Below are 18,991 nucleotides of genomic sequence, written 5' to 3' on the forward strand. Positions count from 1 at the left end.
CCAGAAGGCGACGCTACTTCAGCTGGCTGTCCTTGCTGCCTCGACGGTTTATGCCGAAACTAACAGGCCTGCGGTCACGCTCCGACTGACAAGGTACGCAGGTCCGAACGCCTCGGATCGCCAGCCGTCGCGCTTCCGGAATTTCCTCGCCGCACTCATCGCAATGCGTCTGGCTCACGCCCACCGGCATCGACGCCCTCGCTCGAAGGACGCCGTCCATGATCGTGTCGTCAATCTGATCCTGCACGGCGCCTTCTGGCGCCCAGCCCGTCGCCATGTCCGTTGTTCCTCTCGGTTTGATCCCACCAGAAATGGGGTTGAGGGCGTCACGGACAAAGTGGCCCTGGCCTGAAAACTGGCGCTCTCGCCGGACGAATGCCCAAGGCCAAGACCAGTGCTGTCGATCGCCCGGCAATAGAATCTGGCAGCGCGAATCTCGGCCCCAATCGACGTCAGTGCGACCCAGAACCGCCGACAGCCAGATCCGCTACACTGCAGCGGCTGAGCGGATCGGATGGCGACATGGCGGTCTTCTTCACCAGCGACACCCACTTCGGCCATGCCGGAGCACGGGGCCTATATCGCCGGCCATTCGCATCAGTGGCAGAGATGGACGCGGCCATGCTGGACCGCTGGAACGCGACCGTGGGACCCGAGGATGAGGTTTAGCACCTCGGCGATTTCGCCCTCGGTATGGCGGAGACCGCGATGGCGGACCTACTTGGCCGGCTTCACGGCCGCAAACACCTCATCACCGGCAACAACGATCCGCCGGCCAGGAGTGGTCTAGCCGGGTGGTCCAGCGTCCGACCCTATGCCGAGATCGAAAGCAACGGCTTCGGTCTTGTGCTCTGCCACTACCCCTTCCGCACCTTGCGCAACATGAGTCGGGGCTGGCTGAACCTACATGGCCATAGCCACGGCCGACTGGTGCCTCTGCTGCGGCAGACCGATGTCGGCGTTGATGCTTGGAATTTCAAGCCGGTGACGCTGGCGCAGATCACCGCGGGAAGGCGATCCCGCAACAAGGTAGCTCAATCCCGGTGACGCCAAGACGCCACTCGCGCGCATGCCCGGCGGGCACAACAGCTACACGACGACCCTGTGGCTCATCCCGTCGCCTCCAACGTCCCCCCGCTTCGCATCAGTGCGCGCTCAAGTGCGGCAGCCAGTTCATCCGGGCGGTAAGGCTTGAGAAGCGTCTCCACATCCTCCGGCGCGCCGCCGCGCGCGAGCCGCTCGCTGTAGCCAGTGGCGAGAACTACAGCGACCCTTGGAAAGGAGGAGCGCAGCTCAGCGGCCAGCTCAATACCATCCAAGCTCCCCGGCATCACCACGTCCGAAAAGACCGCGTCCACCGCCTCCCCGGCCGCCAGCATCGCCAGTGCCTCGGCCGCTTCGCCGGCGCGCCGTGTGGCGTAGCCTAGCTCCTCCAGGAGGTCGCAGGCGAAGGCGGCCACATCCGGGTTGTCGTCGACCACCATCACCGTTCGACCGATGCCTTGCAGAACGCCGGGCTCCTCTTCCCGCGCGCCCGCGATCCCGCTCTGCGCCCCGCCCAGGACGGTGGTGGCGCGTGGCAGGTGGAAGAACACCGCCGTGCCACGCCCCGGCTCGCTCTCGATCCGCAGGTCGCCACCCGACTGCCTGGCGAAGCCGTGCACCTGCGGCAGGCCGAGGCCAGTGCCGCGGCCTGGCCCCTTGGTGGTGAAGAACGGCTCCAGCACCCGGGAGAGGATGTGTGGCGGCATGCCCTCGCCGGTATCTTTGACGGCGATGGACACGTATTGGCCGGCCGCGCGCTCTGCGGCCGCGCACAGTTCCACGTTGCGCGCCTGGATGGTGAGCGTGCCCCCACTCGGCATGGCGTCGCGGGCGTTCACGGCAAGGTTCAGGAGCGCGGCTTCGAGCTGGCCGGGATCGACGCGTACCGGCCAGAGATCGGCGGCGAGATCAGTGTCCACCCGGATGCCGGAGCCGAGCGTCTGGCGCAGCAGCCCCGACAATCCTGCAAGGCGCGCGCCAACATCGATCACCTCCGGCCGCAAGGTCTGCTTCCGGGCGAAGGCGAGCAGGCGGCTGGTTAGCTCGCGCGCGCTTCCGCCTGCCTGGATGATGCCCTCCAGGATCTCGGCACGCTTCGCCTCCGGCAGGGAAGAACGCTTAAGCAGTGAAGCGCCGCTGGTGACCACCTGCAGGAGGTTGCCGAAGTCGTGCGCGACGCCCCCGGTGAGCTCGCCGAGCGCGGCAAGCTTCTCCGCCTGTCGCGCCGCATCCTCCGCCTTCCGGCGCTCCTCTGCGGCCCGCAGCAAGGCGGCCGTGCGCTCCTCGACGATGCGCTCGAGCTCGGTGCGCTGCAGGGAAAGCGCGGCCTCTGCCCGTCGCTGCGCGGTCACGTCTGTCAGGGCTTCGAGCACCGCCGCCGGCGCCCCGTCCGGTCCGCGCCGCAGCGCCTTCCGGGCAGCGACGACGATCTCGGCCCCGTCTCGGGTCCGCTGCAGAAGATCGCCGGTCCACTCCCCATCGCACTCCAGCGCCGCCGCGATCTCGCCAGGTGGCACCGGGAAGACGGTTTGGAGAAGCACATGCGCGCTCCGGTCAACCGCCTCCGCTGCGGCCCAGCCATAAAGCCGCTCGCATCCGGCCGACCAGTAGCGGATGTTGCCGTCGAGATCGCGCGCCATGGAGGCGCCAAGGTCCAGCGTGGCCAGCAGGTCGCGCAGCCGCGCCTCGCTCTCCCGCAGCGCCGCCTCGGCCGCGCGCCGCGCGGTCACGTCCTGCGCCACGGCAACCACCGCGAGCACGCGGCCCTCGTCGTCGCGTACCGGCGCGACACTGTTGTGGACCCAGACCTCCGCGCCGTCGGGGTGGAGGTAACGCTTTTCGATCGAGAAGGGGGTGCCGTCGCGCACCGTCCGCGCGAAGGCCGGCAAGTTTGCAGTCAGGTCGAGGGGATGAGTGATGTCCTGCATGCGCAGGCCGTCGAGCAGCTCCTCTCGCGACCGTCCGACGATTTCGCAGTACCGGTCGTTGACCAGGACAAAACGCCCGTGCTGATCAGCCTGGGCAATGCCGGTGCCGGCCTGCTCGACAACGGCACGGAATCGCGCCTCGCTCTCGGCCAGCGCGACCCTCGCCTCGCGCTCCGCCAGCGCCGCGATCCGCCGGTCAATGGAGGCGGCGGCGAGGGCGAGGAGCAGGACCAGGAAGGTCACGGCTGCCACGCCAAGCGCGAGGCCCGCATGGCCAAGGTGCGCTCTGTCCGCGACGGAGGTCCCTGCGTGCGGGGCCCAGGCTGCCGCCGCCATGCCGGTGTAGTGCATGCCCGCGATCGCCAGCCCCATGATCACCGCGGCCCCGACGCGCCGCACCGGCGTGGCGTCGCGGCGTGAGAGCCAGAGGGCCGCCGTGGCGGCGCCGACCGCGATCAGCACCGAGGCGCCGACGAGCGCAGGGTCGTATTGCAGATCGGCCGACACCCGCATGGCCGCCATGCCGGTGTAGTGCATGGCCGCGATGCCGCAGCCCATCAGCAGGCCGCCGAGCGCCAGGTCGAGCCCGCGGCCGCCGCGCCGCCGGGCCGCCGCGAAGCCGAGGCCGGTGAACAGAACCGCGACGGCGAGGGAGAGGGCAGTCAGGCTGGGATCATGGCCCACCGGAACCGGCAGGCTGAGGGCGAGCATTCCCACGAAGTGCATGGACCAGATCCCCCCGCCCAATGCGAGTGCGGCGGTGGCGAGCCAGACGCCGCCAGCCCGGCGGCCCGCTGAGGCGCGCACGCGCCCGGCCAGGTCCAGCGCCGCGAAGGAAGCTGCCATTGCGACCACGACGGACAGGGCCACCAGGAGTGGGTCGTGGCTAACTGCCAACGGAAGGCCGATCACGTGGCTGTAGTCCTCTCAAGAGAGCCCAAGCAAGGGCGCCGCTGGAATGCACGGGGTCGCCAGGTGCCGACCACGATCTCCGGCTGCCGTAGCAGCGCCCGCACTTGGTCCACCACCGCCGCCTCGATCTCCGCCGCCGATACCCGGCGCACGATGCTGTCGTGGCCGGCGGCGTCGCCCTTCAGGACCCGCTGCGCCACGTAGTAGCGGTAGAGTGCCGATGATCGAGGAGGCGCTGGCGAAGACCCCGCCGGCTCTGGCAGCCTGAGCGGTCACTCAGCCGCCGTCCCTCTTTTTCTTGCGCCATTCGGGCGGTACCGCGACTTGGTCCTCCTGGATGGCGCGCGCCAGCGCCATCGCGCCCCCCGCCAGAGCCGCGCCCGCGGCATCGAGCGGCGCGCCGGCTGCGATCTCGTCGAGGATAGCAGCCGCCGCACCGGCGGTTGCGGCATGCACGCCGGCGATGTCGCGTCCCATGGCGCGCAGCATGTCTGCCGAGAGCAGCAACTCGGGATGCTCGTCCACCTCGAACTTCGCGTTGTTGGGCGACAGGCGCCGCACCGCCACGCCGTCGCGGAAGGTGAGGCAGGGGTCGGTGGCCCGGTGGGCGCCGTGCGCCGCCTCCGCCGCGCGGCACACCAGCGGTGTGCCCGCATGCGCGGCCGCCCAGGCTGAGGGCAGCATCGCCTTGGCTTCGCGCAGAACCGGCCCGCCGTGCCAGGTCGCGCGCATCACCCAGCGCGGGCGGCCGAGGCTGCCTGCCCCCGCGCTGCGCGGCCACAGGCCCACCGACACCGCACCCGCCGGCATCGCCGCCTCAAGTGCCGCGCGGAGGCGCGGCGGGGGCGCGCCGAAGTTCCCCGCGGGCGCGGACATTTTGTGCCAGAATGCGCTGCGCGTGTCCTCGGCTAGACGCCAGGCATCCTCGCTGCGCTCGGCCATGACCGCCGCGCGTAGCCAGGCGAAGTCGAGGTCGAGCACGATCGGCGCGGGCGCCATCAGCCCTTCGACATAGCCGGCCATGATCGCGGCGGCCCGCGCCGAGGCGCCGGCTTCGGCGGCGGCTGCATCTGTCACGGCGAGGTGCGCGCTGGTCGCGAGGCGCAGCAGGTCGAGCGGCCATGGCATCTCGGCCGCCTCGTCGAAATCGTTCACACCCCAAGCCAGCCGCCCCTCGGTGTCGCGCCAAGTGCCGAAATTCTCGAGATGAATGTCGCCGACGGCGAGCACGACGCTCCCAGGGGCCACTGGCCGCCAGACCGCTGGCAGCACCTTCACCCAGCGCCAATAGGTGGCGCGAAGGAAGGTGAAGGCATCCTTCGCCATCTTGCGCCGACGTTCGCGCAGGTCGGCCTCGACGGTTTCCGCGCCGAGTTGACCCCGCAGCCAGGCCTCGTTTGCCTCTGTGGCGGCGACGATGCCGGTCACGTCGGGCGCTTCCCGATCTTGACCGGCGCATCGAAGTCACCGGCCGCGATAGCAGCTGCGGCGCCAGACTTGAGCTTCGCTGGCAGCCCACACAGCGCCCCGGTGGCCAGGCCTTTCGCCGCCGGCGCGGCCAGGCGCAGCACATAGGGCGCGCCGGAAGCCGGCGGCGCATCGTCGTCAAGCTGGTCGACGGCCAGCGACTCCTTCCGGCCGTCGGCGTCCGTCATGTTGTAGAAGCCGAACTTCGCCTCGATGTTGCCGTTCAGGAACGCCGTCAGCTGGCTCTGCGCCGATCGCCAAGCGTCCTCTATGCGTGGCCGTATCTCGACGCCATGAAGCCGCGTGATGACGCGCGTGAGGCTTGTGACGAAGGTCGGGTGGCATTCCGTCAGCCGCTGCGCGTTGCGCGCCTTGCAATCGGCTTCCCTCATTGCGTGCACCGACACTCCCCGGATGGTCAGCCGATCCGGCCATCCAGTGATGAGCGTATCGGTGGTTTGACGGCGATTGCAACGCTGACAGCGCATCGTTCAACCGCCCTGGAACGCTGCTATGTTGTCGCCGCCAGTGATGCCATCATGCGACGTCGCAAGCCGTACAGGCAAAAAGGCAGCGCTAGCGGAATGCATTTCGGGGACGAAGCCGAACGAAGACGGAAGGCAAAAATACACGCGCGACACGTCATTGAAGTCGAGCGACGCCGTCGTGTGCGCAGATGGAGATTCTATCTTCTGCCAATTGTTCCGATGTTGATAATTGGCGTGGCGCTTGTCGTTATTAGCCAACTGTCGCCCGCACCGATTCCAAACCTGACCCAACTGATCTATTTCCTAACTGCACAGAAGCGCACGCAGCAGGCTATTACAACATTCCTTGTGGGAACCCAGGCTACCGCACCATGCTAGACGCGGACCTTGATGGGTTGGCTTGCGAGCCTCTGCCCATTCGTCGTTGATCAGCTATCCGGGCGCAGCAAGTCACGCTGCCCTGTCCAGATCTCGGCAAAGGGCTCAAGCAGGGCGGGTAGTGTAGCCCTCAACGAGGCCCGTCCATCCAGGATCGCCTCAACGATATCTGGCGCGAGCAAGGTCAGCCGCAGCAGGCTACCCAGGTAGCCACGCTCGATTCGCTCCGCCGCTGCCATCTCGGTGATGGTGGCGTATCGTCCCTCGTCCAGCATCCGCTGATACCTGAATGCCCGCGCCAGCGCTTTCACCAGCGCAGGGTCGGCGCGCGTGGTGATCGGCGCCGCGCCATCGGTCATCGGCGTCACCACCGTCTTCCGCCCTGGCCGGCGCCTGACTGTCAGCGGTACCCAGACCGTAATGCTGGTCGCTATGCTCATGCTGCCGCCATAAGCGTGCTGGGCGCGATGGCGATCAGGTCCCGGACAAGGCTGGCCAAGCCCTCGACGCGCAGTCGGATGTCAGCACCGGCCGGCCCGACCACCACCCGCTCCACCAGCGCCCGCACGATCCGTGCCTGCTCGGCTGGAAATAACTGCTCCCACAAGGGGTCGAGCCGGACCAGCGCGTCCCGCGTCTCGCCCTCCGTCAGGTCCGGCGCCTCCCTACGCGCCGCCCGCCAGGTCCCAACCACGATCTCCGGCTGCCGCAGCAGCGCCCGCACCTGATCCACCACCGCCGCCTCGATCTCCGCCGCTGACACCCGCCGCACGATGCTGTCGTCGCCGGCCGCATCAACCTTCAGGACTCGCTGCGCCACGTAATAGCGGTAGAGCCGACCGTTCTTCCGGGCGTGCGTAGGGGAAAGCGCCCGGCCATCTACCCCGAAGATCAGCCCCTTCAGCAGCGCCGGCGTCTGCGCCCGGTTCTGGTTGGCGCGCACGCGCGGGCTGACCTTCATGACGGCATGTGCCTGGTCCCACAGCTCCCGCGGCACGATCCCCTGGTGTTCGCCGAGAAAGACCTGTCCCTTGTGCGAAACCTCGCCGACGTAGGTCCGCAGGTTCAGCAGCTTGTAGACGTCGCCTTTGTCCAGCAGCCGGCCAGACCGGCTGGTCACACCCTCCGCCTGGAGCCGCCGCGCCGTCTCGGTCCCGGAGCCGGTCTCGACAAACAGCTCAAACACCCGGCGCACCCGGGCGACGCCGTCCTCGTTGATGATCAGCTTCCGATCCCGCACATCGTAGCCAAGCGGCACCTTGCCCCCCATCCACATGCCGCGCGCGCGGGAGGCGGCGAACTTGTCCCGGATCCGCTCGCCGATCACCTCGCGCTCGAACTGCGCGAAGCTGAGCAGGATGTTCAGCGTTAGCCGTCCCATGCTGGTCGTCGTGTTGAAAGACTGCGTAACCGAGACGAAGGTGACGCCGTGTGCCTCCATGGTCTCGACCAGCTTGGCGAAGTCCATAAGGGAGCGGCTCAGCCTGTCAATTTTGTAGACCACGATGATGTCGATTCGGCCCTGCTCAATGTCGACCAGCAGGCGCCGCAGCGCCGGCCGCTCCAGGGTGCCGCCCGAGAAGCCGCCATCGTCGTAGTGGTCGCGCACTAGGACCCACCCCTCGGCCCGCTGGGAGGCCACGTAGGCCTCGCAGGCGTCGCGCTGGGCGTCCAGGGTGTTGAACTCCTTCTCCAGTCCCTCGTCGGTGCTCTTGCGGGTGTAGACCGCGCAGCGGAGCTTCTTGACCGCGGCGGGCATGGCCGGCTCGGGCAGCTTCTTGCGGCTCATAGCTCGGCCCTCCCTTTCAGACCGAAGAAGGTCCATCCATTCCAGCGCGTGCCGGTGATGTGCCGAGCGATGGCCGAGAGGGACCGGTAGGGCCGGCCCTCGAACTCGAAGTCGTCGGCGCGGACGGTGACCACGTGCTGGACCCGATCGTACTCCCGGATCAGCCGCGTGCCGGGCAGCGGGCGGCTGTCGGCCCGGATGCGGCGGAGGACGACGTTGCCGCCGTCGAGTTGCTCCCCGAGCGCCTCCAGCCTGACCCGGGTCTCGGCCTTCAGGCCGCCATAGGCCAGCTCCTGGATGCGGTAGGCCAGCCGGCTCTGGATGTAGGCCTTGTTGAAGGGCGGCGGCTCTTTGCCGAACAGCTCGCGCCACTGCTGCTTCAGGTCAGCGATCGGGGTGGTCTGGAGCGCAGCGAGGCGCGGCAGCACCTGCGCGGGCGGAATGGCGGGGATGACCGGTGTGGTCGGTACAGGCACGATCACGGGTCGGCGTCGGGTCATGCGGAGGCCCTCTCCAAGGGGTCCGCATGCACGCTCTGGCGGGCGGTGAAGTGTAGCGAACTCTCTCCGTCACCCGCAGCCTGGGCGGCATCCCGGGCGAAGTCCTCGGCAGTGCGGCGACGAAGCCGCACAAGACCGATCGCCAGGATGGTGCAGACCTCGCGGAGGTGAGGGGGAAGGTGTGAAAGGGAAGGTTCGGCAGCCGATGTAACCGATGCGCCGCGCGATGCGGTGGTCGCACGAGCAGGTTTGGTCCCGGTTCCTACCGGGGAGCGGTGGCCGCCTGGAGCGAACGCGGCACCCGACGTATTCTCTGCGGTCATGACCGAGTCTTCCAGCGCCCGCCATGACGCCTGAGCCCCCCGTCATGGTCCCGTTCACCACCGTGCTGCACGGGCTTTGCAGCCCGGGCATGGCGGATGACCTGCGTCGCGCGCTCCAAGCAGTTGAAAAACTGCAAGAGGAGAATGCCACGTCTGACGGTTTGACCACGACGGCAACCGAGGGGGCAGCCGCGGCTGAGGCGACGAAGCGCAATGCCGCTACGGTCCGAGCGCAATTTGAGCTGGCCCGCGCAACCGTGGTTCTGGCGGAAGACCTTAGCTGCCGAATCCGGCGCGGTGAATTCCATCTCCAGGGGCGGCTGATGCAGCCCGAGTCGCCCGCATCGCCCGTGGTGATCACGCTTGCGCTGGGCACAAGAGTCGCAATTGATCCCGTGGCTAACACCGTCGACATTGCCGGTCGTGTGTACGCGGACGTCCAGGGCATACTTGGGCCGCCCCCATCCGCGACTGCTGATGAAGGAACGCCGCGTCGGTTGCCTCTCTGGGACGCGCTCGTGACCTGGTGCGACCCGAAAATTCTCTGCGAGATCCGCCGGAACGAGGGCTTCTTCAGCCGCGCCGAGTTGCGGAGCTTCGACTACCCTACCCTTGGTACAGCGGGGAATGGCGGAGGCAAGCTCAGCCGCTCCGCTTTTTCGAGTGCATCTGAGCAACTCGGCCGTCTCTGGGCGGATCTGGCCCGGGATATGATACGGCGCATCGAGCGTGGCGAAGTCTACCTGCAGGGCGTGCAGATGCAACCTGAGCGGCGGACGGAGCGCGAACCAATCCCATCGACCTGGGCTGCTGACTTCAACTTTGACCTCAAAGCTGGTACCCTGACCATCGCCGGGAGCCGCTACGTCGCTTTGACCTGCTCCCTCGACCAGGCAGAAGCGAGCTGCGCTACGCAGCCTCGAGCTGAGCCGTCCCTGATCACCCCGAGCCAGCGCATCATCCGTCCCGAGGACGTCGCCGACCTCGACGATGAAACAATCCTTGTGTTGCTGGAAGAGCACGCGCGGCGTGTCGTCGAGGGGCCGGACGCGAAGCTGATAGCGCCTGGCAAAGTGTCGCTGATGCCTTTGATCAAGCGGAAGATGGAACACCGAGCAGCCACTGGCAAACTGCTGCCTGACCTTACCGGCGAGGCGAAGTGGCTGGCGGACTGGATTGCGGAGAAGGCTCCGTCGCATCATTGCCCCACGGCTGGATCGATCGAGAATTCACTTCGATCGAGGTACCGGGGTTTGTAGGCACGATCCAAAGGCATGAACCCATGATTCAAAGATTGAATCATGCCGTTGGATCATGCCCGCAAGCTGCTCCTCCATGACGGCGATTTACCTCGTCATGGAACATGCCAATGTCGGTCAGAGTCTCGCAGAAATTCGCTGACGGTGAGCGTCACAGACGTCACCTCCAGCAGCTCGAACTGGCGCTGCGCTGGAATCTTTCTCCTAGAACCCTCGAGCGTTGGCGCTGGCTCGGGAAGGGCCCGGCCTATCTCAAGCTCGGCGGCCGTGTTGCCTATCGGCTTGAAGACGTCGAGGCGCACGAAACGGCACAACGTCGCGGCGGTGCTCGGTGAGGGACGCTGCGGCGGCGGCCGCGATGAGCGACCCAGATCGAAATCCAGCGTTCCAGCGCTGCTGGCATGAGCCGCGGCGCCAGGATCAGCCGGTTGCCCTCGTTCAGGCGCGGCCAGCCCACGATCCGGTTGGGGCGCTCGGCCTTGCGCTGCTAGAGGCTTGGCGCCGCGAACTGCTATGCCGCGGTAGAGGCCGACGATGAACGCCGAAACCAGGGGCGCGCCGGACGAACCGTCGGCGAGCAGCTGTGCGGCGCCGGATCTGCCGGGTGCCTTCGCAGTGACCTTCTTCGGGGACTACTCCGCTATCAACAAGCGGGAGGAGGCCTTCACACTGCCTCGGTTGGCCGAGCTGGTTCGCCGGACCAGCGCGCCGGCTAAGGCACAATTGCCCTGGCTCAAGCTTGCCCGATTTGGCGACCGCCGGACTTCCAAGGGTTGCCTCCGACATGATGAAAATGTTCTGGCGATTTCCGGAATCGAGGCTGACTACGATGGCGGCGTGACGCACTTCGCCGAGGCCGTCGAGCGACTTGAGAAGGCCAACGTCCTGGCCCTCGTCTACACCTCGCCGAGCCATCGTGAGAATGCGCCGCGATGGCGGGTGCTCTGCCCGACCTCGAGAAACTTGTCGCCAGGACAGCGCAACAAATTGTTCGGCCGCCTCAATGGCCTATTCCAGGGCCAATTCAGCGTTGAGAGTTGGACCCTGTCACAGAGCTACTACTACGGCAGCGTCGGAACCGATGCCGCACCGCAGGTCGCCCTCGTTGAGGGAATGCCGATCGACCTTCTGGATGAACTGGATTCAATTTGGCAGGGCAAGGCGAACACCAGAGACCAAGCTCGGGCCAAAGGCAGCCGGATACCGCGGCCAGGCCCCCTCAACGAAGCTGAATTGCTGGAGGAGATTGCACAAGGCAAATCCTACCACGCAGCGTCGCTGCGGCTGCTGGGTAAGTGGGCACGCGATGGAGTGTCTTACATGGCGGCGCGGGCGCGGCTCGTCGAGGCAATGGACGCGGTGCTCACGCCCGATCGCGATGCCCGCTGGGAGGCACGCCGCGCTGACATTGACCGCTGCCTGGACGATATCTACGCCAAGGAGGCGGCGGCGCGCGATGCGGGGCGGCGGCCCCCCGGTCCGCCTCATCAATTCGAATGGCTCAGTCGTTGTCAGCGCGACGGCAGAGACCAGCCGCGACCGAATCTGGCTAATGCCATGCTGGCGCTTCGGGAGGCTCCAGAATTGGCAGGGCTGGTGGCCTATGACGAGATGCTTCGTGCTGCGCTGCTTCAACGAGCAGTGCCGGGCACGAATGACACCGACGACCAATGTCCTCGGCCGCTTCGAGATACGGACGTCACGGCCGTTCAGGAGTGGCTGCAGCTGGCCGGCTTAGTTGGATTGTCGAAGGATACAGCTCATCAGGCCGTGGACCTGCGGGCCCGGGAGCGAAGCTTTCATCCAGTCCGTGAATATCTCGACGGGCTTCGTTGGGACGGAGTGCCTCGTCTTGGCAGGTGGCTGCATACCTACCTTGGTGTTGCGCCCGGGAAGTACGCTACCGGTATCGGCACCATGTTCCTGATTGCCATGGTGGCTCGCGTCTACCGACCTGGCTGCAAAGCTGACTACATGCTGGTCCTGGAAGGGCCTCAAGGGACACGAAAGTCGACTGCATGCGGCATCCTCGGGGCGGGTTGGTTTTCTGACAACTTGCCGGATATCCGCGGCGGCAAGGACGTATCGCAGCATCTCAACGGTAAGTGGCTGATCGAGGTGGCCGAGCTTTCGGCGCTGGATAAGGCAGAGGCGGCGGCGCTCAAGGCGTTCATCACTCGACCAATGGAGCGCTACCGGCCCAGCTACGGTCGCCGCGAGGTCGTTGAGCCTCGCCAGTGCGTCTTTATCGGCACGACCAATAGAGAGACCTATCTGCGCGACGAGACTGGTGGGCGTCGATTTTGGCCAGTGCGGATCAGCAGCATTGACATAGTGGGGCTGCAGCATGACCGCGACCAACTCTTCGCCGAGGCGGTCCGCCGCTTCCGAGATGGAGCTGCGTGGTGGCCCGACGCCAAGTTTGAGGAAAGCCACATCACGCCTGAACAAGAGGCTCGGTTCGAAGAGGATGCCTGGGAAGAGGCCATTGGCCAGTTCGTCGTAGGTCGATCAACAACGACCGTGCTCGAGGTGGCGCAACAAGGATTGCGCATGGATGTGCCAAAGGTGGGAACTGCAGATCAGCGGCGCATCACAGCAGTACTGCAACGGCTCGGGTGGGCCCGAGGAGAACGGCGGCGGGATGCAAGACCTTGGCATGCTCCAAACACGCGACGTGACGCATGACGCACTGTGACGCACTCCTCTACTGATTGGTTTGGCGAGATGTAGTGCTATAGGGATCATATAAGGAAAGGGCGTCACCTGCGTCACGTGCGTCACACGGGGGCGGACCGGTGCCCCTCCCGCAGCCGAGCATTTCCCGGCCTACAAGTGCCGTCTCGCCCTCGCCCGAGCTTCACTGCCCTGGTCGCCGGGTTCCTTTGCCGTAGAGCAGCGTAGCCGAGCGAAAGCATGTCGCGTTGCAGTCATGAATCCCGCTCCGGTATTCTCTCGCCAGCGCCGCGCTGATCTCAGCGCCGCCGGGAGCCTCGTCATGGGCGGCACGCCGAACCTTCCCGCCTACCACCTGGCCCGCGTCGCCGACCTTGTCCCCTATGCTCGCAATGCCCGGACCCACTCCGACGCCCAAGTCGCGCAAATCGCCGCCTCGATCCGCGAGTTCGGCTTCACCAACCCAATCCTGATTGACGGCGAGCGCGGCGTCATCGCCGGCCACGGTCGGCTGCTGGCGGCCCGCCAACTCGGCCTGACCGAGGTGCCGACCATCGCGCTGAGCCACCTGACCCCGGCGCAGCGCCGGGCCTACGTGCTGGCCGACAACCGCCTGGCGCTCTCGGCCGGCTGGGACGATGACCTGCTGCGGATCGAGCTCGGTGACCTGCAGGCTGAGGGCTTCGACCTGGCGCTGACCGGCTTCGACCCGGGCGAGATCGCCGGGTTCCTGCTCGGTCCCGCCGCCGGCCTGACCGACCCGGATGCTGTGCCGGAGGTGCCGGTCACCCCGGTCAGCCGCCCGGGTGACCTCTGGCGGTTGGGACGGCACTCCCTGCTCTGTGGCGACAGCACCGACGCGGCGGCGGTGGCGGCCGTGCTGGCCGGGGTTCAGCCGCACCTGATGGTCACCGATCCGCCGTATGGCGTCGAGTACGACCCCGCCTGGCGCAACGCCGCCTTGGCCGGCGGCAAGACCACTCGGGTCGGGAAGGTGCTCAACGACGACCGGGCGGACTGGCGGGCGGCCTGGGCGCTGTTCCCCGGCGATGTGGCCTACGTCTGGCACGGCGCTCTGCACGCGACGACAGTGGCCGAGAGCCTGACCGCCTCGGGCTTCGAGATCCGCGCCCAGATCATCTGGGCCAAGGAGCGCCTGGTCATGGGCCGCGGCCACTATCACTGGCAGCATGAACCAGCCTGGTACGCCGTGCGCGGCACCGGCCATTGGAGCGGGGACCGCAAGCAGACCACGCTCTGGCAGATCGCCAGCAAGGGCCAGGACGCCGAGACCACCCACGGCACCCAGAAGCCGGTCGAATGCATGGCCCGGCCGCTGCGCAACAACTCCAGCCCGGGCCAGGCGGTCTACGAGCCGTTCTGCGGCTCGGGCACCACCCTGATCGCCGCCGAGATGGAGGGCCGCTGCTGCCATGCCATTGAGCTGGCGCCGGCTTATGTCGACGTCGCCCTGTCCCGCTGGCAGGCCTTCACCGGCCAGGCGGCGGTCCTGGACGGTGACGGGCGCAGCTTTGCCGCGGTGGTGCTGGAGCGGGCGCCGGAGGCCGTTCATGCCGGTCCCGTTTGAGCCGACCGAGGAGCAGCGCCGGACGGTGCGCGCCATGTCGGGTTTCGGCATACCCCAGGCCGACATCGCCACCCTGATCGAGATCGACGACAAGACGCTGCGCAAGCACTTCCGCCGCGAGCTCGACCGCGGCTCCATCGAGGCGACGGCGAAGGTGGCGCAGACCTTGTTCCAGATGGCCACCTCCGGCGACAACACCGCGGCGGCAATCTTCTGGATGAAAGCCCGGGCTGGCTGGCGCGAGAAGCACGAGGTGGTGCTCTCGGCCAGGGCGGCGGTGGAGATGACCGATGACGAGCTGATGGAGGAGATCGGCCGGGCCCGCGCCGCCCGGCTGACCATCGATGCCGAATGACGCGGCCTGGGAGCTCGGCCAGCGCCGGGCCATCCGCCGCGACTTCGGGCTGTGGTGTGAGCATACCCTGGCGCCGCAGGGTCTAGCCCCGGCCGCCCACCACCGGCTGCTGATCCGGGAACTGCAGGCCGTAGCCGATGGCGTGCACGACCGGCTCATGGTGTTCATGCCGCCGGGCTCGGCCAAGTCGACCTACACCTCCGACCTATTCCCGGCCTGGTTCCTGGCCCAAGGGCGCGACCGCCGGGTCATCGCCACCAGTAACACCGCCGACCTGGCCGGCACCTTCTCCCGCCGGGTGCGGGGCCGGATCCGCTCCCATGGCCTGGTGCTTGGCTACCGGCTGGAGAGGGAAGCCGAAGACCTCTGGACCACCAGCAATGGCGGGGAGTACCGCGCGGCCGGCATCGGTGGCGTCATCACCGGCCTGCGTGCCGACCTGGCCCTCATCGACGACCCGGTGAAGTCGAGGGAGGAGGCCGATAGCGAGGCGCGGCGGCACAGGGTCTGGGAATGGTTCCAGGACGACCTGCGCACCCGCCTGCGGCCCGGGGCGGCCATCGTCGTGGTCCAGACCCGCTGGCACGAGGACGACCTGTCCGGGCGGCTGCTCGAGGCGCAGGGCGGCCAATGGCGGGTGGTGTCCTTGCCGGCCGAGGCTGAGGCCGAGGATCCGCTGGGCCGGGCTCCGGGTGAGATGCTCTGGGGCGACGATGGCTACGGCTACGCAGCCTCGCTCGCCCGGGTGAAGGCCGAGGCCAGCACCCGCAGCTGGTCCGCGCTCTATCAGCAGCGGCCAGTGCCGGACACCGGCGACTACTTCCAGCGGCAATGGCTGCGTGAGGCGGACAGCCTGCCGGACCGGGCGACGCTGCAGGTCTACGGCGGCTCGGACTACGCCGTCACTGCCGCCGGCGGCGACTTCACCGTCCACGTGGTGGTGGGGATGGACCCGGATGGCCGGCTCTGGCTGCTCGACCTATGGCGCGGCCAGACCGCCGCCGATGCTTGGGTCGAGGCGTTCTGCGATCTCGTGCGCGAGTGGCGGCCGATCGGCTGGGCGGAGGAGACTGGGCAGATCCGCGCCGGTATCGGCCCCTTCCTCGAGCGCCGCATGCGCGAGCGTCAGGCCTACGTGGCGCGGCACGCCTTTCCCACCCGGGGCGACAAGTCGGTGCGGGCGCAATCGATCCGCGGCCGCCTCGCACTCGACGGGCTGCACCTGCTGCGGCACGCGCCGTGGCGGAAGGCCTTCGAGGCCGAGCTGCTGACTTTCCCCGCGGGCAAGCACGACGACCAGGTCGACGCGCTCGGGCTGGTTGGGCAGCTGCTGGACAAGATGATCAAGGGAACCGCCCGCAAGCCCGAGGACAAGGCGCCGCGGGACAGCTGGGCGCGGCTGTTCGATCGGCAGGATCTCGGCGTCGCCGACTGGCGCATCGCCTGACGACAGGGGTGTTCACCACCCACCAACGACCGTTGCTCGGTGGCGAACAGGGGCCCACAGCGCAGGCAAGGGCCTGGGCGGCTGGCTGATGCGGGTCGGATCGAGTAGCCGAGATTTTGGAGGGCCTCGCCCGGCTAGCCTGGTCAGAAGCGCGCTGGGGCACTGTGCTACCGAATCTCTGGTCAGGAATCCGGAATGCCAAGCACCAAGCCTGGACGGACACCCGAGACGGCGCTCTATGCCGCGGTCAAGGCACACCTCGAGCGGCTCGGCTACGAGGCAAAGGGCGAGGTCTGCGGCTGTGACATCGTTGCCGTCCGGGCCGGCGAGCCGCCTTTCCTGGTCATCACCGAGCTCAAGCTCGGCCTGACGCTGGACCTGATCCTGCAAGGGGTCGACCGGTTGGCCGCGGCAGACGAGGTCTGGCTGGCAGTGCGGGCCACCCGTCGCGGGCGGGACCGCGACGGCCGCGTCCATCGGCTGTGTCGCCTGCTCGGCTTCGGCCTGCTTGCAGTCGATCCGGCGCGCCGCTCTGTCGAAGTCCTGGTCGAGCCTGGCCCCTACCGGCCACGGAAGAACGTGTCCCGCCGATCGCTCCTGCTCAGCGAGCACCAGCGCAGGCGCGGCGATCCGGCCGTCGGTGGCTCGTCGCGGCAGCCTGTCATGACGGCCTACCGACAGCGGGCATTTGCCTGCGCTCTGGTACTCACACAGGGCCGAAGCGTCCGCGTGACCTGCGGGCCATCGCAGCGGATGCGCCGGCGATCCTGCGCCGGAACGTCTATGGCTGGTTTGAGCGAGAAGCCCGGGGCGTGTACCGGCTGTCGCCGGCCGGGTCGGCGGGCCTGCTACGTTGGACGGCGGCCGAAGCCAGCGGCGCGGCCGAGGATCCATCCTTTCGGCTGGAGAACGCGTAGGGCGCCGGGGCGCCGACGCGGGTCTGCGGTTGCAAACTGAACAAAACTAGAACATGCTGGCCCACATGAGCGAGCCCAGCCCGGTCAGCCCCGACGTTCTCCGCCGCATGCGGGAGGTGATCTCTACCGCCATCGCTACCCGGTCCATGACCGTGCTGGAGGCCGCTGCCGAGGCGCGTGGCCTGGGCCGCGGCCTGCAACCGGCGCTGCCCGCAGAGGCTTTTGCCAGGGCCGTCACCGACCTGCTGCGGGAGCTGGGGTGCTACCAGGCGCCGCAGGTAGTGGAGGACGCGGCCGGTGCCGCCTTGAGCCCGGCAGACCCAGCCGAGGTGGCGGACTCGCTGGCCTATGCCATGCGCTTCGACGAGCGCGGTAAGGCGCGGCGGACCGGCGTCGAGTATGCCTCCCAACTGGCTGCCGCCCAGCTCGTGCGGCAGCTGACAGCGAGCGGCTACGTCGTGATGCGGCGCCGTCCGCCACCGGCACTTCGCTAGCGGCATGGCGGCCATCATGGCGGACATGGACCCGGCCTTCACCTTCACCGTCGACCACCTGGCGACGGATCAGGCGTTGCGGCTGCCTTGCGCTTGCCGTGTCCGGACCTTCCGGCGCCGGACGCTGATCGCGCTGGCCGGGCGCGATGCCCGGCTTCATCTAATCGGGCTCTGCCGGGAGCTGTGGTGCTCGGAGTGCGGCGAGCCGCCCTTCGTCGGTTGGGTGGTGCAGACGGAGGCCGAAAGCGTCTGACGTCGACCCAAAGCAGCCCCTCGCCGTCTAGCCATCCACCGTCCGCTTACCTACTTTCCTACACATGTCCCGTTCCCCTACTGCCGACTTGGCCCCTCTTATCAAGCTCTTGCAAGCAGGCGTTCCACCCGCCCGCGCTGTCGCCGAACTCTCTCGTATCGTGGCGATCTGGACAGCCGAACTTAAGGATGACGGCGAGCAGTTACAGGAGCGGCTATCTGGCTTGGCCGAGCAGATGACGACGGGGATCGAGGAAATGCACGAGGGCATCGCCGAGGCGAGCGACAAAGGGAAACCCACGCTGCGGCGGATACTGGCGACGCATGAGGCGGTGCTGGACGGGGTGCGGAAGGCGCAGAGGGCGGGGTAGGCATCCTACCAGGCCGCCAGGGAGGCTACCGCACCACGCGAGCCGAAGCGGCGGTCGCCCCTGTTGAGCTGGACTGCGTCGCGTGACGCCGGACCGAGCCGAGATGCGCTTACCCCGTCTCCCGATCGTGGGCCGCCGCCAGCTGATCCGCGCGCGCCAATAGCCGCTGCGCGTTGCGGTAGGCCGGCGGCTCGACCCAGAGGCCGTCGACCAGCGCCCGATCCTTCCCCTTCGACCGCGCCTCCTCAAACCCTGTGACGATGCGGCGCGCCGCCGCGACCTCCTCACGTCCGGGCGTGAGCACGAGGTGGAGCACGTCGACATGCGCCGGCGTGACCGTGCTCTTGCTGCGGTAACCGAGCCGCCGCGAGCGGCGGGTCTCGCGCTCGCAGCCCTCCCCGTCAGAGTACGTGTATGGAGCGTCGATCGGCTCGATCCCTGCCGCGCGGCATTCCAACAGGAAGCGCATCCGCGCATAGGCAAGCTCGTCGCCCTCCGGCCCGCGCTCCGCGACGAGGTCGGCGGCCAAATCCTCGGCGCCGAGCACGCAGCTCCTCACCCGCGGGCTGGCCCGGGCCATGTCGCCCAGCCGGACCACGCCGAGCGCGGTCTCGGCGGTAGGCACGATCTCTATGCCGCCGGCCGGCAGCCCTTGCGCGGCCTCCAGCCGGTCGAGTTCCGTACCCATCCGCAGAGGGCCGCCTACCGGGATTAGTCTGAACCTGCCTTCTGATCTTACGGGCGTTCTTTCGAGCGCCGTTAAGGGCAGCGGGTGGGGTGCGGGATGGAGATCATCACCGGCG

Annotated in this window: 20 protein-coding genes and 1 pseudogene; 13 read left to right on the forward strand and 8 right to left on the reverse strand. The window is 67.9% G+C overall.

From position 1 onward, the window contains the following. Positions 1–13: 13 nt before the first annotated feature. Positions 14–277, reverse strand: a complete 264-nt coding sequence (locus tag ACFQS7_RS29210) for a DksA/TraR family C4-type zinc finger protein (protein ID WP_380070668.1) — start codon at positions 275–277, stop codon at positions 14–16. Positions 278–708: 431 nt separating this feature from the next. Here ACFQS7_RS29210 and ACFQS7_RS29215 point away from each other — a divergent pair, with 431 nt between their 5' ends. After that, positions 709–1,047, forward strand: a complete 339-nt coding sequence (locus ACFQS7_RS29215) for a hypothetical protein (protein ID WP_380070669.1) — start codon at positions 709–711, stop codon at positions 1,045–1,047. Between the two features lie 62 nt (positions 1,048–1,109). On the opposite strand, the gene ACFQS7_RS29220 is transcribed toward ACFQS7_RS29215, so the two are convergent. The 3 genes from ACFQS7_RS29220 to ACFQS7_RS29230 all read right to left on the reverse strand — a co-directional run bounded on the left by ACFQS7_RS29220 (position 1,110) and on the right by ACFQS7_RS29230 (position 5,743). After that, on the reverse strand, positions 1,110–3,884 hold the full coding sequence (locus ACFQS7_RS29220; protein ID WP_380070670.1) for an MHYT domain-containing protein: 2,775 nt from the start codon (positions 3,882–3,884) through the stop codon (positions 1,110–1,112). Positions 3,885–4,160: 276 nt separating this feature from the next. Beyond that, positions 4,161–5,312 (reverse strand): DUF2252 family protein, encoded by a 1,152-nt coding sequence (locus ACFQS7_RS29225; RefSeq protein ID WP_380070671.1) that lies wholly within the window; start codon positions 5,310–5,312, stop codon positions 4,161–4,163. Beyond that, complete coding sequence (locus ACFQS7_RS29230; protein WP_380070672.1) at positions 5,309–5,743, reverse strand: hypothetical protein; 435 nt, start codon at positions 5,741–5,743, stop codon at positions 5,309–5,311. Before ACFQS7_RS29230 ends, ACFQS7_RS29225 begins: the two co-directional genes overlap by 4 nt. 3 nt (positions 5,744–5,746) lie before the next feature. Here ACFQS7_RS29230 and ACFQS7_RS29235 point away from each other — a divergent pair, with 3 nt between their 5' ends. Together ACFQS7_RS29235 and ACFQS7_RS29240 are read left to right on the forward strand one after the other, a co-directional pair. After that, on the forward strand, positions 5,747–6,217 hold the full coding sequence (locus tag ACFQS7_RS29235; protein WP_380070673.1) for a hypothetical protein: 471 nt from the start codon (positions 5,747–5,749) through the stop codon (positions 6,215–6,217). Then, positions 6,181–6,267 (forward strand): excalibur calcium-binding domain-containing protein, encoded by an 87-nt coding sequence (locus tag ACFQS7_RS29240; RefSeq protein WP_380070686.1) that lies wholly within the window; start codon positions 6,181–6,183, stop codon positions 6,265–6,267. Before ACFQS7_RS29235 ends, ACFQS7_RS29240 begins: the two co-directional genes overlap by 37 nt. Here the strand turns inward: ACFQS7_RS29240 and ACFQS7_RS29245 are convergent, their stop codons facing one another. The 3 genes from ACFQS7_RS29245 to ACFQS7_RS29255 all read right to left on the reverse strand — a co-directional run bounded on the left by ACFQS7_RS29245 (position 6,268) and on the right by ACFQS7_RS29255 (position 8,506). Continuing rightward, positions 6,268–6,576, reverse strand: coding sequence for a hypothetical protein (locus ACFQS7_RS29245; protein WP_380070687.1), 309 nt, complete (start codon positions 6,574–6,576; stop codon positions 6,268–6,270). A gap of 77 nt (positions 6,577–6,653) precedes the next feature. Then, positions 6,654–8,006, reverse strand: a complete 1,353-nt coding sequence (locus ACFQS7_RS29250) for a recombinase family protein (RefSeq protein ID WP_380070674.1) — start codon at positions 8,004–8,006, stop codon at positions 6,654–6,656. Further along, the gene (locus ACFQS7_RS29255) at positions 8,003–8,506 is read right to left on the reverse strand and encodes a DUF2924 domain-containing protein (protein WP_380070675.1); all 504 of its coding nucleotides are present in this window, start codon (positions 8,504–8,506) and stop codon (positions 8,003–8,005) included. Before ACFQS7_RS29255 ends, ACFQS7_RS29250 begins: the two co-directional genes overlap by 4 nt. Positions 8,507–8,873: 367 nt before the next feature. Here ACFQS7_RS29255 and ACFQS7_RS29260 point away from each other — a divergent pair, with 367 nt between their 5' ends. The 10 genes and pseudogenes from ACFQS7_RS29260 to ACFQS7_RS29305 all read left to right on the forward strand — a co-directional run bounded on the left by ACFQS7_RS29260 (position 8,874) and on the right by ACFQS7_RS29305 (position 18,188). Continuing rightward, entirely contained in the window at positions 8,874–10,088 is a 1,215-nt protein-coding gene (locus ACFQS7_RS29260; RefSeq protein ID WP_380070676.1) for a hypothetical protein, read from the forward strand. Between the two features lie 110 nt (positions 10,089–10,198). After that, a complete protein-coding gene (locus ACFQS7_RS29265) occupies positions 10,199–10,423 on the forward strand; it encodes a helix-turn-helix transcriptional regulator (RefSeq protein ID WP_380070677.1) in 225 nt (74 codons plus the stop codon). Positions 10,424–10,622: 199 nt separating this feature from the next. Next, positions 10,623–12,776, forward strand: a complete 2,154-nt coding sequence (locus ACFQS7_RS29270; RefSeq protein ID WP_380070678.1) for a VapE domain-containing protein — start codon at positions 10,623–10,625, stop codon at positions 12,774–12,776. Between the two features lie 310 nt (positions 12,777–13,086). Further along, positions 13,087–14,352 carry a site-specific DNA-methyltransferase gene (locus ACFQS7_RS29275; RefSeq protein ID WP_380070679.1) on the forward strand — a complete coding sequence of 422 codons (1,266 nt, stop codon included), beginning with the start codon at positions 13,087–13,089 and terminating at the stop codon, positions 14,350–14,352. Beyond that, positions 14,336–14,707 carry a hypothetical protein gene (locus tag ACFQS7_RS29280; RefSeq protein WP_380070680.1) on the forward strand — a complete coding sequence of 124 codons (372 nt, stop codon included), beginning with the start codon at positions 14,336–14,338 and terminating at the stop codon, positions 14,705–14,707. The genes ACFQS7_RS29275 and ACFQS7_RS29280 overlap by 17 nt, the downstream gene beginning before the upstream one ends. Next, positions 14,697–16,154 (forward strand): phage terminase large subunit, encoded by a 1,458-nt coding sequence (gene terL, locus ACFQS7_RS29285; protein ID WP_380070681.1) that lies wholly within the window; start codon positions 14,697–14,699, stop codon positions 16,152–16,154. Before ACFQS7_RS29280 ends, terL begins: the two co-directional genes overlap by 11 nt. A gap of 195 nt (positions 16,155–16,349) precedes the next feature. Next, positions 16,350–17,071, forward strand: a pseudogene (locus ACFQS7_RS29290) (DUF2161 domain-containing phosphodiesterase). 65 nt (positions 17,072–17,136) lie between these two features. Further along, entirely contained in the window at positions 17,137–17,565 is a 429-nt protein-coding gene (locus ACFQS7_RS29295) for a hypothetical protein (protein WP_380070682.1), read from the forward strand. 25 nt (positions 17,566–17,590) lie between these two features. Continuing rightward, positions 17,591–17,818 carry a hypothetical protein gene (locus ACFQS7_RS29300; RefSeq protein ID WP_380070683.1) on the forward strand — a complete coding sequence of 76 codons (228 nt, stop codon included), beginning with the start codon at positions 17,591–17,593 and terminating at the stop codon, positions 17,816–17,818. 160 nt (positions 17,819–17,978) lie between these two features. After that, positions 17,979–18,188 (forward strand): hypothetical protein, encoded by a 210-nt coding sequence (locus ACFQS7_RS29305; protein WP_380070684.1) that lies wholly within the window; start codon positions 17,979–17,981, stop codon positions 18,186–18,188. A gap of 109 nt (positions 18,189–18,297) precedes the next feature. On the opposite strand, the gene ACFQS7_RS29310 is transcribed toward ACFQS7_RS29305, so the two are convergent. Continuing rightward, positions 18,298–18,991 (reverse strand): HpcH/HpaI aldolase/citrate lyase family protein (locus ACFQS7_RS29310; protein ID WP_380070685.1); only part of this gene is annotated, 694 nt, incomplete at its 5' end.

It is taken from the genome of Dankookia sp. GCM10030260, assembly GCF_042666655.1.
Classification (GTDB): domain Bacteria; phylum Pseudomonadota; class Alphaproteobacteria; order Acetobacterales; family Acetobacteraceae; genus Paracraurococcus.